The sequence below is a fragment of the Solwaraspora sp. WMMD792 genome (genome assembly GCF_029626105.1).
GTDB lineage: Bacteria > Actinomycetota > Actinomycetes > Mycobacteriales > Micromonosporaceae > Micromonospora_E.
Genome location: NZ_JARUBH010000009.1, coordinates 4,504,926 through 4,519,395, shown reverse-complemented (window position 1 = coordinate 4,519,395; position 14,470 = coordinate 4,504,926). Strand labels below are relative to the sequence as shown.

The window sequence follows — 14,470 nt, the reverse complement described above, 5'->3', positions numbered from 1 at the left end:
GGCAGCAACCGAGGCCCACCCCGTCCGGCGGACCGCCGAACCCCTCGGACAGAACTGACACAACTGACACAACCCCCCGCTGACCGAGGTTCTGTCAGTTCTGTCAGTTCTGTCCACGGCTGAACGCCACGCCGGACGGACCTGCCCGCCGTCGCAGGCACCGGCCGAGACCTCGACCTGCCAACCACCGCCACGGTCGGTCGGCAGGCCAGGGTTCACGCCATCGATGATCGCTTCAGAGCCACCCCTGGAGAAGTGTGAAGAACGCAAGGCAGGCCCCCTTGAAGAGCAGGACATCCCGGCGGCATTTGACGGTCGCTGACGTATGCGAAGAACTCGGTATCTCAAGGTCCACCTTCTACGACTGGCGAGCGAAGCGGCGAACGCCGCCCTGCCGCAAGCTGCCGAACGGTGAAATCAGAATCGAACGGCGCGACTACGAGATGTGGTTGGAATCGTTGTACGAGGAGGCCGCGTGAGCATCACCTACGATGTTCGGGTCTGGTCGACCGAAATCTACGAGGGAAAGCGTGGCCGTACCTACTGGGTTCGATGGAGGGTCGCCGGGCAGCCGCGTAAGGAGCCGTTCAAAACCAAGGCTCTTGCGGAAAGCTATCGGTCTGAACTGGTTTCGGCAGCGAGGAAGGGTGAAGCATTCGATGTCGAATCCGGTCGCCCGGTGTCGATGCGTCGCCAGACGGAAACCATGTCGTGGTACCAGTTGGCCTGTTCATTCGCTGACATGAAGTGGCTTCACGTGGCCGCGACGACCAGGCGCACCCATGCCGAGGCGCTGGCCGCGCTCACCGTGCTGATGCTCAGCGGCACCAAGGGTCGGCCCGACGGGCCGCTGTTGCGTCGTGCGCTGACCCGCTGGGCGTTCAACACGGCGCGTAGGGGTGCCGAGGACACCCCGGACGCTGTCCGCCAGACGCTTGACTGGGTGAAGCGGAACACGCGTGACGTGGAAAGTCTGAGTCGTGCGGAAGTCCTACGCCCGATACTCGATGGGCTGACCGTGCGGCTCGACGGGAAGCCGGCTGCGCCGAGCGTGGTCAGCCGTCGGCGGAAGATTTTCAACACCGTCCTTGAGTACGCCGTGGAAAGTGGATTGCTGGAAGCGAACCCGTTGCCTCAGCTCAAATGGAGACCGCCGAAGGTCGTGACGACGGTCGACAAGCGGTCGGTGGCGAATCCTGTTCAAGCGCGGACCCTGCTCGAATCTGTCCGGGAGCAGGGGCGTATCGGCCCGCGCATGGTGGCGTTCTACGCGTGCCTGTACTACGCCGCTATGCGTCCGGAGGAGGCCGTGCGGCTGGCCAAGTCGAACCTGCGGATTCCGAAGGAAGGTTGGGGTGAGTTCATTCTCGACGGGGCGGAGCCGCACGCCGGGCGGGAGTGGACGGACAGCGGCAAGAACCGCGACCAGCGGCAGCTCAAGCAGCGCGCACGGGGTGAGTCCCGTACGGTCCCGTGTCCGCCCGAGTTGACCGCGATCATCAACGCGCACATCGACGACTTCGGCTTCGGTGCCAACGGCCGGCTGTTCGTCTCGGAGCGGAACAAGGAGGAGTTGCCCAAGGGCACGATCAACCGGGTGTGGCGGTGGGCCAGGGCGGACGTGTTCACGCCGGAGGTGCACGCTACGCCGCTGGCGCGTACGCCGTACGACCTGCGGCACGCGGCCGTGTCGACGTGGCTCAACGGGGGAGTGCCGTCGACCCAGGTCGCCGAGTGGGCAGGGCAGTCCGTTGAGGTGCTGTTGCGGATCTACGCCAAGTGCCTCGACGGGGGAGAGGCGGCGTTGCGGCAGCGCATCGAACGGGCGCTGGGCCACGGCTGAGACTGTGCCGAACTTCGGCACGTATTCGGCACAGATGCTCGCCAAGGGCCGGTGACGGCCGGACACAGCCGGACAGACGATGAAGGCCGCTGACTGGGATTGCCCTGGTCAGCGGCCTTGTCGTGCAGGTCAGGAAGGGTGCCCCCGGCAGGATTCGAACCTGCGCTCCCGCCTCCGGAGGGCGGTGCTCTATCCCCTGAGCTACGGGGGCTCAGCGACCCAGGAAGATTAGCAAACCCAGCACCGGGTCGCCGAATCGGTATCCGCCGTGTCCGGTCCCGGCCGGCGCGGTGGTCCGGTCGCCGGCCGGGACGCCGGAGTTGCTCAGGCCGACCGGGCCGGGCGGGCGCAGCTGGGCAGCAGGTGCGTGACGATGCTCCGGGGCAGCCGGCGGGGCAGTTCGGAGCTGGCCCAGGAGCCGTCCACGACGAGATGCGCCCCGCGCCGGTCCGGTCCGCACAGCCGCAGCAGGAACTCACGCGGCAGCGGCGGATCTATCGACGGGGTCAGGATCATGAACCGGGTCTGGCCGCGTACCGAGGCGGCCGACAGCACGTCGGCAGCCGGGGTGGTGCCGTGCAACCGGGTCCGCCCGAGCCACCACAGGTCCGTCCGGTGCTCCCGGGCCGCGCGCAGCACCGTCGGGTAGACCCGCTCCACCCACTCCTTGACCGCGTCGACGCAGAGCCCGCAGGCGCGTTCCTCCGGCCGCCGGGGCGCCAGCCCCCAGGCGTCCAGGTAGTGGCCGACGTCGGTCGGGCTCAGCGTCAGCCCGAACCGCCGTTCGATCAGCGTCGCGACGGTACGCCGGCTCCACAGTTCGTCGTCCAGCGCGTGGTCCTCCGGCCATCGGCCCCGCAACAGGTCGATCAGCTCGAGTTCCTGCTCCGGTGTCAGCCCGCCAGCGTCACCGGTGGGTGATCCGCGACGGCGGGCCGCCACCGCGCCGTCACCGCCGAGTGTGTGCCGTCGGCACCAGCTCGTGATCGATCTCCGAGTATCGCTAAGAAGTGCCCCCACGTCAGGACCAACGAGGCTGTATCAGGACGGTAGCGATATGTGCTTAGAAAACGTCTGAGACGGTAGAGTCCGTCAAAGTATGCGAAGTCGTGATATAGGTATACATAACCGGCGGGGTGCACCGGGAGGCGAGCAGATACGACGCCGCCCGCCCCGGCGAAGGCCGGGACGGGCGGGTGAAGCCGGCAGGCGTAGGGCCCGCCGTCGGGCGGTGCGGTGTCAGCCGCCGACCTGGGACTGCAGGGTCCGGATCAGCTCGATCTCCTTCTGCTGGCCGCTCACCATCGACTCGGCCAGCCAGCGCACGTTCTCGTCGTCGGAGAGTTCCAGCACCCCGTCGGCCATGTGGATGCCGCCCAGGTGGTGGGTGAGCATCAGCGACAGGTACAGCCGGTCCACCTCGGTGCCGGTGGCCGCCCGCAGCTCGGCCCGCTGAGCGTCGGTGGCCATCCCCGGCATCAGACCGTCGACCACCGCCCACTCGCCGGTGGTCTCCATCCAGTCCATCCGGGGCTGAGTGCCGGTCGGCTCCAGGCCCCACTCACGCAGCCAGGTCTGCATCACGCCGATCTGCCCCTGTTGGGTCAACGCGATGTCGCTGGCGAGGGTACGCACCGCCGGGTTCTCGCTGCGCTCCAGCACGATCATCGACATCTCCACGGCCTGCGCGTGGTGGGTCGACATGTCCCGGGCGAACCCGGCCTCCGGCGAGGCGTCGCCGGGGCGCATCAGCCCAGGGGTGAGCAGGCCGGCGGCGTACCCGAGCAGGAGACCGACCACGACGGCCGCGGCCAGCCAGGCGGTGCCGAACCGGCCGCTCCGGCCGGTTTCGGTCGCACCGGGCGTCGGTGGATCGGTCGGATCCCCGCCGGCCTGGTCCGCCGGCCGGTCCTGCGCCGGCGGCCCGTCGACGCGGCCCGGCTCGGTGTCGCCCATCGCGTCCGTCTCCGTCCTGGCGGTCACGACCCGGCGCCGCCGTCCATCTGCTGCTCCTGGGCGCCGAGGTCACGCGGAGTGGTGCCGGTGGCGGTGATCCCACCCGAGCAGGTGGCCTGCGGCTCGACGGTGGCGTTCTGCCGCAGCGCCCGGATGAACTCGTCGATTCGCGGGTCGTTGACGTCGTCGACAGCCAACTGGTAGCCCCACGCCTGCAGCGAGACCGTCGACTCCAGGCCCTCGAACGGGCTCATCATGGTGTACTCGTTGCCACGGATCTTGCTGGCCAGCGTCTCGACCTGGTCGGCGGGCAGACCCTCCTGGTACGTGAGCCAGACCGCGCCGTGCTCCATGCTGTGCACGGCGTGCTCGCTGGCGATCGGCGCGTCGTAGACGTCACCCATACAGTTCTGCCAGTTCGGGTTGTGGCTGCTGCCGACCGGCGGCTGGATCTCGTACTCCAGCGGGCCCCACTCGTGGGACTGCTTGCCGGCCATCGGGTCCAGCGCCGCCGGGTTGGACTCCCGGTAGTTGACCAGGTCGGTGATGTCCGAGGCGCGGTCCTGCCACGACCGGGCCTCCTGGGAGACCGCGTAGGCCCCGTACCCGATGATCGCGGTGGCCAGCACCCCGACGCCGACCATCAGCGCGATCGGACCCCAGTTGCGCTCCTGGGTGACCTTGACCGGCTTGACGGGTTTACGGCCGCCCTTGCCGCCCTTGCCGCCCTTGCCGGCTGTGCCCGGCTTGCCACCGCCCGGTCGGTTCGCACCGGTCGGCCGCCCGCCGCCGGCCTTGCCGCTGGTCTTGCCGTTTGGCTTGCCGCCGGCCGCCGGCTTGCCGGTGCTGACCACGGAGGGGTTGCGGTTGTCGCCACCCTGGGTGCTGATGCTCATGGTGTGGTGCCTCGTCAGGTCGGTCGGTCAAGGGGCATTCAGCGGGGACACAGCAGGTGAGGGTCGCCGCCAAGGCCACGAGTCTACCCCCGGTAACATGCTTTGGTGACTCCCGCCAATCTCGCTGAGCTCGTCCGTGCCGCGGCCCGGTCGGTCTTCGTCGACCGTGACCTCGATCTATCTTTACTCCCCGACGCGGTCACCGTCGAGCGCCCACGCAACCCCGACCACGGCGACTACGCCTCGAACCTGGCGTTGCAACTGGCGAAGCGAGTCGGCACCGCCCCACGTGAGCTGGCCGCCGCGCTGGCCGCCAGCCTCAGCGAGGCCGACGGGATCGCCTCGGTGGAGATCGCCGGGCCGGGCTTCCTGAACATCCGACTCGACTCGGCCGCCGCCGGGGCGCTGGCCCGCACCGTGGTCCTGGCCGGCCGGGAGTACGGCCACAGCACCCGTCTGGCCGGCCGCCGGCTCAACCTGGAGTTCGTCTCGGCCAACCCGACCGGCCCGGTGCACCTCGGTGGCACCCGCTGGGCCGCCGTGGGCGACGCCCTCGCCCGGATCCTGCGGGCCACCGGGGCCGATGTCGGCACCGAGTACTACTTCAACGACGCCGGCTCCCAGATCGACCGGTTCGCCAAGTCGTTGCTGGCCGCCGCGCGGGGCGAGGCGGCGCCCGAGGACGGGTACGGCGGGGCGTACATCGCCGACATCGCCGGTGCCGTGGCCGCCAAGCACCCCGAGGTCCGCGACCTCGACGACGACGCCGCCCGGGAGCTGTTCCGGGTCGAGGGCGTGGCGCTGATGTTCGACGAGATCAAGGCTTCGCTGGCCGGGTTCGGGGTGCACTTCGACACGTACTTCAACGAGAAGGACCTGCACGCCCGGGGTGAGCTGGAGCTGGCGTTGACCCGGCTGGGCGAGCAGGGGCGCACCTACCAGCGCGACGGCGCGACCTGGCTACGTAGTACCGACTTCGGTGACGACAAGGACCGGGTGCTGCGCAAGTCCAACGGCGAGTGGACCTACTTCGCCGCCGACTGCGCCTACTACCTGGACAAGCGGGAGCGTGGCTTCGACCAGGTCGTGATCATGCTCGGTGCCGACCACCACGGCTACATCGGCCGGTTGCGGGCGATGGCGGCCTGCTTCGGCGACGACCCGGATCAGACCCTGGAGATCCTGATCGGGCAGCTGGTGAGCCTGGTGCGCGAGGGGACGCCGGTGCGGATGTCCAAGCGGGCCGGCACCGTGGTCACCCTGGAGGACCTGGTCGAGGCGATCGGCGTCGACGCCGCCCGGTACGCGCTGGCCCGCTACTCGTCCGACTCGCCGATCGACATCGACGTGGAGCGGTGGACCCGGGCGAAGAACGACAACCCGGTCTTCTACGTCCAGTACGTGGCCGCCCGGACCGCCAGCGTGGCCCGCAACGCCGCCGAGGTGGGGCTGCAGCGGGGCGCACCGGACGACTTCCGGCCCGAGCTGCTCGACCATGAGAAAGAGAACGAGCTGCTCAAGGCGCTCGGCGAGTTCCCCGCCGTGGTCGCCTCCGCCGCCGAGCTGCGCGAACCGCACCGGATCGCCCGCTACCTTGAGGAGCTGGCCGGGGCGTACCACCGGTTCTACGACAAGTGCCGGATCATGCCGCTCGGCGACGAGGAGATCACCGACCGGCACCGGGCCCGGCTGTGGCTCAACGACGCCACCCGTACGGTGATCGCCAACGGCCTGGACCTGCTCGGCGTCTCGGCGCCCGAGCGGATGTGAATCGGCTGACACGACCCATGAGCGACGAAGGACGGTAGAGCCGTGCGCGCACACGAGGCCGGGGCCCTGCACGGTGACCTCGGTAGCCGGGGGCCGGGCTGGCTGCGTACCCCCGACGACGTCAACTCCCTGCTGCCGCAGCTGTGGCCACGGACGGTGACCCGCGCGGACGCCGGGGCGCTCACCGTCGGCGGTCGGGACGTGCGGGAGCTGGCCGCCGAGTACGGCACCCCGGCATACCTGCTCGACGAGGAGGACCTGCGGGCCCGCTGCCGCGACTTCCGGGCCGCCTTCGCCGGCCAGGACGTCTACTACGCCGGCAAGGCGTTCCTGTGCCGGGCGGTGGTGCGGATCATCGCCGAGGAGGGCCTGCACCTGGACGTCTGCACCGGCGGTGAGCTGGCGGTGGCGCTGTCGGCCGGGATGCCGCCGGAGCGGATCGGGTTCCACGGCAACAACAAGAGCCTCGCCGAGCTGACCCGGGCGTTGGACGCCGGGGTGGGCCGGATCATCGTCGACTCGTTCGACGAGATCGACCGGCTGACCACGCTGGCCCGCGACCGGCAGATCCGACCGAAGGTGCTGGTCCGGGTCACCGTCGGGGTGGAGGCGCACACCCACGAGTTCATCGCCACCGCCCATGAGGACCAGAAGTTCGGCTTTTCGCTGGCCGGCGGGGCGGCCTTCGAGGCTGCCGCCCGGATCCTCGACGAGGGCGTGCTGGAGCTGCGTGGGCTGCACTCGCACATCGGTTCGCAGATCTTCGACACCAGCGGGTTCGAGGTGTCCGCCCGGCGGGTGCTGGCGCTGCAGGCGCAGATCCGCGACGCGCGCGGCGTCGAGCTGCCCGAGCTGGATCTCGGCGGCGGGTTCGGCATCGCCTACACCACCCAGGACGACCCGGCACCGGCCCACGACCTGGCCAAGCGGATGAACAAGATCGTCGACAGTGAGTGCGAGGCGCTGCGGCTGGCCGTGCCGCACCTGTCGGTCGAGCCGGGCCGGGCGATCATCGGTCCGGCGGTGTTCACCCTCTACCAGGTCGGCACCGTCAAGGACGTCGACGGCATCCGTAGCTACGTCAGCGTCGACGGCGGGATGAGCGACAACATCCGGACCGCCCTCTACGACGCGTCCTACTCGGCGACGGTCGCCTCCCGGGCATCGACGGCGGCGCCGATCCTCGCCCGCGTCGTGGGAAAGCATTGTGAGTCCGGGGACATCGTGGTGAAGGATGAATTCCTGCCCGCCGACGTGCAGCCGGGAGATCTTCTCGCGGTGCCGGGCACGGGGGCGTACTGCCGGAGCATGGCGAGCAACTACAACCATGTGCCCCGGCCGCCGGTTATCGCGGTCCGCGACGGAGCGGCCCGGGTGATCGTCCGTCGGGAGACCGAGGCCGATCTGCTGGCACTGGACGTGGGATAGCGCCGCAGACGGCGGGACGACGTGGATAGCGCGCTTGGCGCGCGGTCGCGAGGTATGGGGTGAGCATGGGTAAGCCGGTACGGCTGGCGTTGCTGGGCTGCGGCACGGTGGGCTCCGAGGTGGTGCGGCTGCTGCACGAGCAGGCCGCCGACCTCGCCGCCCGGGTCGGGGCACCGATCGAGATCGCCGGGATCGCGGTCCGCCGGCCCAACCGGGCCCGTGGTGACCTGCCGGTCGACCCGGCACTGTTCACCACCGACGCGTTGGGCCTGGTCAAACGGGACGACGTCGACGTGGTGGTCGAGGTGGTCGGCGGCATCGAACCGGCCCGGACCTGGCTGGTGGAGGCGCTACGCAGCGGCAAGAGCGCGGTCACCGCCAACAAGGCGCTGCTCGCCGAGGACGGCGGCACCCTGCACGACGCCGCCGCCGAGGGCGGTGCCGACCTGTTCTACGAGGCGTCGGTGGCCGGCGCCATCCCGCTGCTGCGCCCGTTGCGCGATTCGCTGCACGGCGACTCGATCACCCGGGTCACCGGCATCGTCAACGGCACCACCAACTTCATCCTCTCCGCGATGGACGCCACCGGGGCCGGGTTCACCGAGGCGTTGGAGGAGGCGACCGCGCTCGGGTACGCCGAGGCCGACCCGACCGCCGACGTGGAGGGGTTCGACGCCGCCGCCAAGGCAGCCATCCTGGCCTCGCTGGCCTTCCACACCCGGGTCGGCGCCGACGACGTGCACCGCGAGGGGATCACCGAGGTCAGCGCCGCCGACATGGCCAGCGCCAAGGCGATGGGCTGCACCATCAAGCTGCTCTGCATCGCCGAGCGGGGCCCGGGTGCCGACGGCGCCGAGTCGGTCAGCGTCCGGGTCCACCCGGCGATGATCCCGCGCAGCCATCCGCTGGCCAGCGTCGGCGACGCGTTCAACGCGGTCTTCGTCGAGGCGGTCGCGGCCGGGCAGTTGATGTTCTACGGCCGGGGCGCCGGTGGGGCGCCGACCGCCAGCGCGGTGCTCGGCGACATCGTCGCGGTGGCCCGCAACCGGCTCGCCGGGGTGCACACGGCCAGCGAGTCCGCCTACGCCGACCTGCCGATCCGGCCGATGGGGGAGGCGGTCACCCGCTACCACATCAGCCTCGACGTGGCCGACCGGGCGGGGGTGCTGGCCGCCGTCGCCGGGGTGTTCGCCCGGCACGACGTGTCTATCGCCACCGTGCGCCAGTCCGGCCGGGACGCCGACGCCAGCCTGGTGATCGTCACCCACCGGGCGCCGGACGCCGCCCTCGCGGCCACCGTCGAGGAGCTGCGCGGCCTGGACGTCGTCCGTTCCATAGCCAGCGTGCTGCGGGTCGAGGGCGGCCAGTAGCCGCCCGGTACGCTGTGCCGGCGCGAACCGAGGAGGTTGTCATGTGGCGGGGCCTGATCGAGGCGTACCGGGACCGGTTGCCGGTCACCGACGCCACGCCGGTGATCACCCTCTACGAGGGCAACACGCCGCTGCTGCCGGCGCCGGTGCTCTCCGCCCGGGTCGGTGCCGACGTCTACCTCAAGGTCGAGGGGGCCAACCCGACCGGGTCGTTCAAGGACCGGGGCATGACGATGGCGGTCTCCAAGGCGGTCGAGGAAGGCAACAAGGCGATCATCTGCGCCTCCACCGGCAACACCAGCGCGTCGGCCGCCGCGTACGCCGCCCGCGCCGGCCTGACCTGCGCGGTGCTCGTGCCGCAGGGCAAGATCGCGCTCGGCAAGCTGGCTCAGGCGCTGGTGCACGGGGCCCGGCTGCTGCAGGTCGACGGCAACTTCGACGACTGCCTGTCGATGGCGGCCAAGCTGGCCCAGGACTACCCGGTGGCGCTGGTCAACTCGGTGAACATCTTCCGGCTGCACGGGCAGAAGACCGCCGCGTTCGAGATCGTCGCCGGGCTCGGCGACGCCCCGGACATCCACTGCCTGCCGGTCGGCAACGCCGGCAACATCAGCGCCTACTGGATGGGTTACCTGGAGGACGTCGAGGCCGGCAACGCCACCCGCGCCCCGAAGATGTACGGCTTCCAGGCGTCGGGTGCCGCCCCGATCGTCTCCGGTGAAGTGGTTCGCCAACCGTCGACGATCGCCACCGCGATCCGGATCGGCAACCCGGCGAGCTGGACCAAGGCGCTCGACGCCCGGGACGCCTCGGGGGGTCTGATCGACGCGGTCACCGACCGGGACATCCTGGCCGCGTACCGGCTGCTGGCCCGGGAGGTCGGGGTCTTCGTCGAACTGGCCAGCGCGGCCAGCGTCGCCGGGCTGCTGCAGGCCGCCGCCGCCGGCAAGGTGCCGGCCGGGGCCACCGTGGTCTGCACGGTCACCGGGCACGGCCTGAAGGACCCGGAGTGGGCGATCTCCACCGCGCCGGCGCCGACCACCATCGGCAACGATCCGCTACTCGCGGCCCGCGCCCTCGACCTGGCCTGACGAGGTCGCCGGCCCGGCGCGACCCGGTCCGCTGCCGGCTGGCCCGCTGCCGGCCGGTCCGGCTCCGGCCGGGTCCGGGTCGGTCTCGGTCAGGTCGGCTTCCGCTGCGTCGACCAGCAGCCGGGCCGCGGCGGCGACGGTACGCAGCTCGTCGGTGTCCAGCCGGGCCAACAGCCGGGCCTGCCGTTCGGTGCCGGCGGTGACGATCCGGTCCATCAGTTGCCGTCCGTCGTCGGTCAGCTCGATCCGGCGGACCCGCCGGTCCCGGGGGTCCTCCCGCCGGCCGACCAGCCGGTGGGCCGCGAGCCGGTCGACGATCCCGGTGACGGTGGCCATCCGTACCCCGAGCACCTGGCTCAGCTCCTGTCCCGAGGCGCTGCCGTGCAGGTAGAGCAGGAGCAGTATCTTCAGCTGCGGCACGGTGAGCTGCGAGTCGAACAGCGGGTCGGAACGGTCGGAGGCGAACAGGAGCTGTAGCCGGCGATGGGTCGCCATGATCTGGTCGATCAGTTCGTCCCGCTGGGCCACCTGCGCTCCCTCTGGTCCGGCACGGTGGCGGGCCGGCTGCCCGCCGTGCGCAGACGTTATCCCAACAACTCCGTGTGACGCTAACTGTTAGCCTTAGCCAAAGTAATTCCCGTCGTCATTCGTTCCCGTCGTCCCGCCGCCGGACTCTTCCAGGAGTGAGCCCGCACATGTCGTTGCTCGCCAGACTCAGCCTCGCCAACCGAGGGCTCGTGGCGCTCGTCGCGGTCGTGATCACGATCTTCGGCGCCGTCACCATCCCGACGCTCAAACAGCAGCTTCTGCCTTCGTTGGAGTTCCCGGCCGCGTTCATCAGCGCGGTCTACCCCGGCGCGGCACCGGAGATCGTCGAATCGCAGGTGACCGAGCCCATCGAGAACGCCATCTCGGGCGTCGCCGACCTCGAGAGCGTCACCTCCACCTCCAGCGAGAGCTTCGCCACCGTGCAGGTCGAGTTCGCCTTCGGCACTGACCTGACCAGCGCCGTGAACGAGCTGGAGACCTCGATCAACCGGATCCAGCTGCCCGACGGTGTGGAACCGGCCGTCTTCGCCGGCAGCACCGACGACCTGCCGGCCGTGGTGCTGGCCGCCACCGGCGCCGGCGGACCGGGGCTCGCCGGACGTCTCGACGAGGTCGTGCTGCCCGAGCTGGAAGCAATCGAGGGGGTACGCGCCGTCGACGTCACCGGCGCCGGTGAACAGATCATCTCGATCACCCCCGACTACGCCGCGCTGGCCGACGCCGGTCTCGACCCGAGCGCTATCGGCAACGCCCTGCGGGTCAACGGCGTCACCATCCCGGCCGGCTCCCTCACCGACGGCGACGAGAGCCTGACCGTCGAGGTCGGCACCAGGATCGCTTCGCTGAGCGACCTCGCCGGGATCTACCTCACCGCGTCCGGCCGGCCGCCGGTGCGGCTCGGCGACGTCGCCGAGATCAGCGAGCAGACCGCCCCCGCCACCTCGATCACCCGGACCAACGGCGCGGACAGCCTCGGGATCGCGGTGACCGCCGGCCCCGACGGCGACGCGGTCGGCATCTCGCACGAGATCCGGGACCGGCTCGACGAGCTGGGCGCGGCCGCCGACACCGAGTTGATCGTGGTGTTCGACCAGGCGCCGTTCGTGGAACGCTCGATCGAGGCCCTCACCACCGAAGGCCTGCTCGGCCTGGTGATGGCGGTCCTGGTCATCCTGGTCTTCCTGCTGTCGATCCGGTCCACCGTGGTCACCGCCGTCTCCATCCCGCTGTCGGTGCTGATCGCGTTGATCGCCCTGTGGGTCGGCGACTACTCGCTCAACCTGCTCACCCTCGGCGCGCTGACCATCTCGGTCGGCCGGGTGGTGGACGACTCGATCGTGGTGCTGGAGAACATCAAACGACATCTGGAGTACGGCGAGGACCGGCGTACCGCGATCCTGACCGGGGTCCGGGAGGTGGCCGGCGCGGTCACCTCGTCCACCCTGGCGACCGTCGCCGTCTTCGCCCCGATCGCCATCGTCGGCGGTTTCGTCGGCCAGCTGTTCGCGCCGTTCGCCATCACGGTGACCGTCGCGCTGCTCGCCTCGCTGCTGGTCTCGCTCACCATCATCCCGGTGCTCGCCTACTGGTTCCTCAAGCCGGCCGCCGCCGGCACCGACGTGGAGCAGGTCCGGCAGGAGGCCGAAGCCAAGGAGCTGCGCAACCCGTTGCAGCGCGGCTATCTGCCGGTGATCCGGTTCGCCACCACCCGGCGGTGGGCCACCGTCGGCATCGGGCTGGCGGTGCTGCTCGGCACGTTCGCGCTGAGCACCCGGCTGGAGACCAACTTCATCGACGACGCCGGCCAGGACACCCTGAGCATGCGGCAGGAGTTGCCGGCGGGCACCAGCCTGGCCGCCGTCGACCGGGCCGCCATCTCGGTGGAGCGGGTCCTCGCGCGGACCGACGGGATCGAGTCCTACCAGGTGTCGATCGGCGCGAGCAGCAACCCGTTCGCCGGTGGCGGCGGCAACACCACGGCGAGCTATTCGATCAGCCTGACCGAGGACACCGACAACATCGCCGTGCAGCAGCAGCTACGGGACGAGTTCGCCGGCCGCGACGGCCTGGGTGAGATCACAATCGGGGCGGCCGACGGCGGGCCCGGTGGCGGGAGCAGCAACCAGCTGCAGGTCATCGTGCAGGCCAACGACCCGGACGATTTGGCCACCGCTGCGGAGCGGGTCCGGACCGCGATGTCGCAGACCCCGGACGTTGCCGACGTCACCAGCACCCTGTCCGAGGACGTGACCCGGCTGCAGGTGCAGATCGACCGCGCGGCGGCAGCTCAGGCCGGGCTGAACGAGGCCGCGCTCGGGCAACTCGTCGCCCAAGCCTTCCGCGGCAGCCCGCTGGGACAGGTCACCATCGACGGCGACCGGCTGGACGTGGTGCTCAGCCCGAGCGCCCGGGTGACCTCGGCCGAGGAGTTGGCGGCGTTGCCGGTCGGGCCGGCGACCCTCGCCGCCTTCGCCGACATCGTCGAAGTCGACGGGCCGGTGCAGATCAACCGGGTGGACGGTGAACGCAGCGCCACCGTAACCGGCACCGCGACCGGCTCGAACGTCGGGCAGACCAGCGCCGACCTGTCGCAGCGACTGGACGACCTGCGCCTGCCGGCCGGTGCGACGTACACCATCGGCGGTGTCAGCGCCGACCAGGCGGAGGCGTTCGCCGACCTCGGGTTGGCCCTGCTCGCCGCGATCGCCATCGTCTTCGTGATCATGGTGGCGACGTTCCGCAGCCTGATCCAGCCGCTGATCCTGCTGGTGTCGGTGCCGTTCGCGGCGACCGGCGCGATCGGTCTGCTGGTCGTCACCGGTACGCCGATGGGTGTGCCGGCACTGATCGGCGCGTTGATGCTGGTCGGCATCGTGGTGACCAACGCGATCGTGCTGATGGATCTGATCAACCAGTACCGCGAGCAGGGGATGAGCGTGTCCCAGGCGGTGGTTGAGGGCGGCCGGCGTCGGCTGCGGCCGATCCTGATGACCGCGATCGCCACCATCTGCGCGTTGACGCCGATGGCGCTCGGCCTGACCGGGGTGGCCGGCTTCATCGGCCAGCCGTTGGCGATCGTGGTGATCGGCGGCCTGTTCAGCTCGACGCTGCTCACCCTGGTCCTGGTGCCGACGCTCTACACCATGGTCGAGGGCACCAAGGAGCGGCTGCGGCGGCGCCGGGCCGCCCGCCGGTCGGCGGGCCCGGCCGGCGACGCGGGTGACGTCGCTGCGGCACCGGACCGGCCGTCGGGAGCCGGCGCCGGCGCCGATGCCGCACGAGGCGCCGATGCCGCACGAGGCGCCGGCGGCGACGCGGCGGATGGCCGCAACGGCTCCGACGCCGCCGGCCGTACGTCGCCGGTCGCCGCGCCGCCGGCCCGCCCGTCGGCGGCGCTGGTCGACGGCACCGACCAGTTCGAGGTGCTGAAACTGCCGAAGAGCCGCACCTCGCCGCTGCCGCCGACGGATCCGCCGACGGAGAAGTGACCGTGCGGGTCCCCGGGGCGCCGGCCCCGGGGACCCCCGCGACGACCCGTCGCGCAGATCACACTTCGTCCACTGTCCG

At 70.7% G+C, this 14,470-nt stretch carries 11 protein-coding genes and 1 tRNA gene; 7 read left to right on the top strand and 5 right to left on the bottom strand.

Features of this window, described 5'->3' with window-relative positions; translation table 11 throughout:
- Nucleotides 1-257 precede the first annotated feature (257 nt).
- Together O7629_RS21095 and O7629_RS21090 are read left to right on the top strand one after the other, a co-directional pair.
- Entirely contained in the window at nt 258-479 is a 222-nt protein-coding gene (locus O7629_RS21095) for a helix-turn-helix domain-containing protein (RefSeq protein WP_278171223.1), read from the top strand.
- Complete coding sequence (locus tag O7629_RS21090) at nt 476-1,843, top strand: integrase (RefSeq protein WP_278171221.1); 1,368 nt, start codon at nt 476-478, stop codon at nt 1,841-1,843. The genes O7629_RS21095 and O7629_RS21090 overlap by 4 nt, the downstream gene beginning before the upstream one ends.
- Nucleotides 1,844-1,982: 139 nt before the next feature.
- Here O7629_RS21090 and O7629_RS21085 read toward each other — a convergent pair.
- The 4 genes from O7629_RS21085 to O7629_RS21070 form a co-directional block, all read right to left on the bottom strand.
- Nucleotides 1,983-2,054: transfer RNA gene (locus O7629_RS21085), tRNA-Arg, on the bottom strand.
- A 113-nt stretch (nt 2,055-2,167) separates the two neighbouring features.
- Nucleotides 2,168-2,863, bottom strand: a complete 696-nt coding sequence (locus O7629_RS21080) for a winged helix-turn-helix domain-containing protein (protein ID WP_347403686.1) — start codon at nt 2,861-2,863, stop codon at nt 2,168-2,170.
- 219 nt (nt 2,864-3,082) lie between these two features.
- On the bottom strand, nt 3,083-3,826 hold the full coding sequence (locus O7629_RS21075; protein ID WP_278171217.1) for a DUF305 domain-containing protein: 744 nt from the start codon (nt 3,824-3,826) through the stop codon (nt 3,083-3,085).
- Nucleotides 3,823-4,695, bottom strand: a complete 873-nt coding sequence (locus O7629_RS21070; protein ID WP_278171216.1) for a DUF3105 domain-containing protein — start codon at nt 4,693-4,695, stop codon at nt 3,823-3,825. Before O7629_RS21070 ends, O7629_RS21075 begins: the two co-directional genes overlap by 4 nt.
- Nucleotides 4,696-4,800: 105 nt before the next feature.
- Between O7629_RS21070 and argS the strand changes: the two genes are divergently transcribed.
- From argS to thrC, 4 genes are all read left to right on the top strand, one after another.
- Nucleotides 4,801-6,465, top strand: coding sequence for an arginine--tRNA ligase (gene argS / locus O7629_RS21065; protein WP_278171215.1), 1,665 nt, complete (start codon nt 4,801-4,803; stop codon nt 6,463-6,465).
- A gap of 42 nt (nt 6,466-6,507) precedes the next feature.
- A complete protein-coding gene (gene lysA / locus O7629_RS21060) occupies nt 6,508-7,893 on the top strand; it encodes a diaminopimelate decarboxylase (RefSeq protein ID WP_278171214.1) in 1,386 nt (461 codons plus the stop codon).
- Nucleotides 7,894-7,958: 65 nt separating this feature from the next.
- Entirely contained in the window at nt 7,959-9,263 is a 1,305-nt protein-coding gene (locus O7629_RS21055) for a homoserine dehydrogenase (RefSeq protein ID WP_278171213.1), read from the top strand.
- A 41-nt stretch (nt 9,264-9,304) separates the two neighbouring features.
- A complete protein-coding gene (gene thrC / locus O7629_RS21050) occupies nt 9,305-10,354 on the top strand; it encodes a threonine synthase (RefSeq protein ID WP_278171212.1) in 1,050 nt (349 codons plus the stop codon).
- Here thrC and O7629_RS21045 read toward each other — a convergent pair.
- Complete coding sequence (locus O7629_RS21045; RefSeq protein ID WP_278171210.1) at nt 10,322-10,882, bottom strand: MarR family transcriptional regulator; 561 nt, start codon at nt 10,880-10,882, stop codon at nt 10,322-10,324. The two genes, thrC and O7629_RS21045, sit on opposite strands and share 33 nt — an antisense overlap.
- Before the next feature lie 167 nt (nt 10,883-11,049).
- Between O7629_RS21045 and O7629_RS21040 the strand changes: the two genes are divergently transcribed.
- Entirely contained in the window at nt 11,050-14,391 is a 3,342-nt protein-coding gene (locus O7629_RS21040; RefSeq protein ID WP_278174611.1) for an efflux RND transporter permease subunit, read from the top strand.
- The last annotated feature ends 79 nt before the right edge of the window (nt 14,392-14,470 follow it).

Excerpts from the sequence above, each read along its gene's own strand:
- O7629_RS21070 (WP_278171216.1), bottom strand. The coding sequence starts at position 4,695 with ATGAGCATCAGCACCCAGGGTGGCGACAACCGCAACCCCTCCGTGGTC.
- O7629_RS21055 (WP_278171213.1), top strand. The coding sequence starts at position 7,959 with ATGGGTAAGCCGGTACGGCTGGCGTTGCTGGGCTGCGGCACGGTGGGC.
- thrC (WP_278171212.1), top strand. The coding sequence starts at position 9,305 with ATGTGGCGGGGCCTGATCGAGGCGTACCGGGACCGGTTGCCGGTCACC.
- O7629_RS21040 (WP_278174611.1), top strand. The coding sequence starts at position 11,050 with ATGTCGTTGCTCGCCAGACTCAGCCTCGCCAACCGAGGGCTCGTGGCG.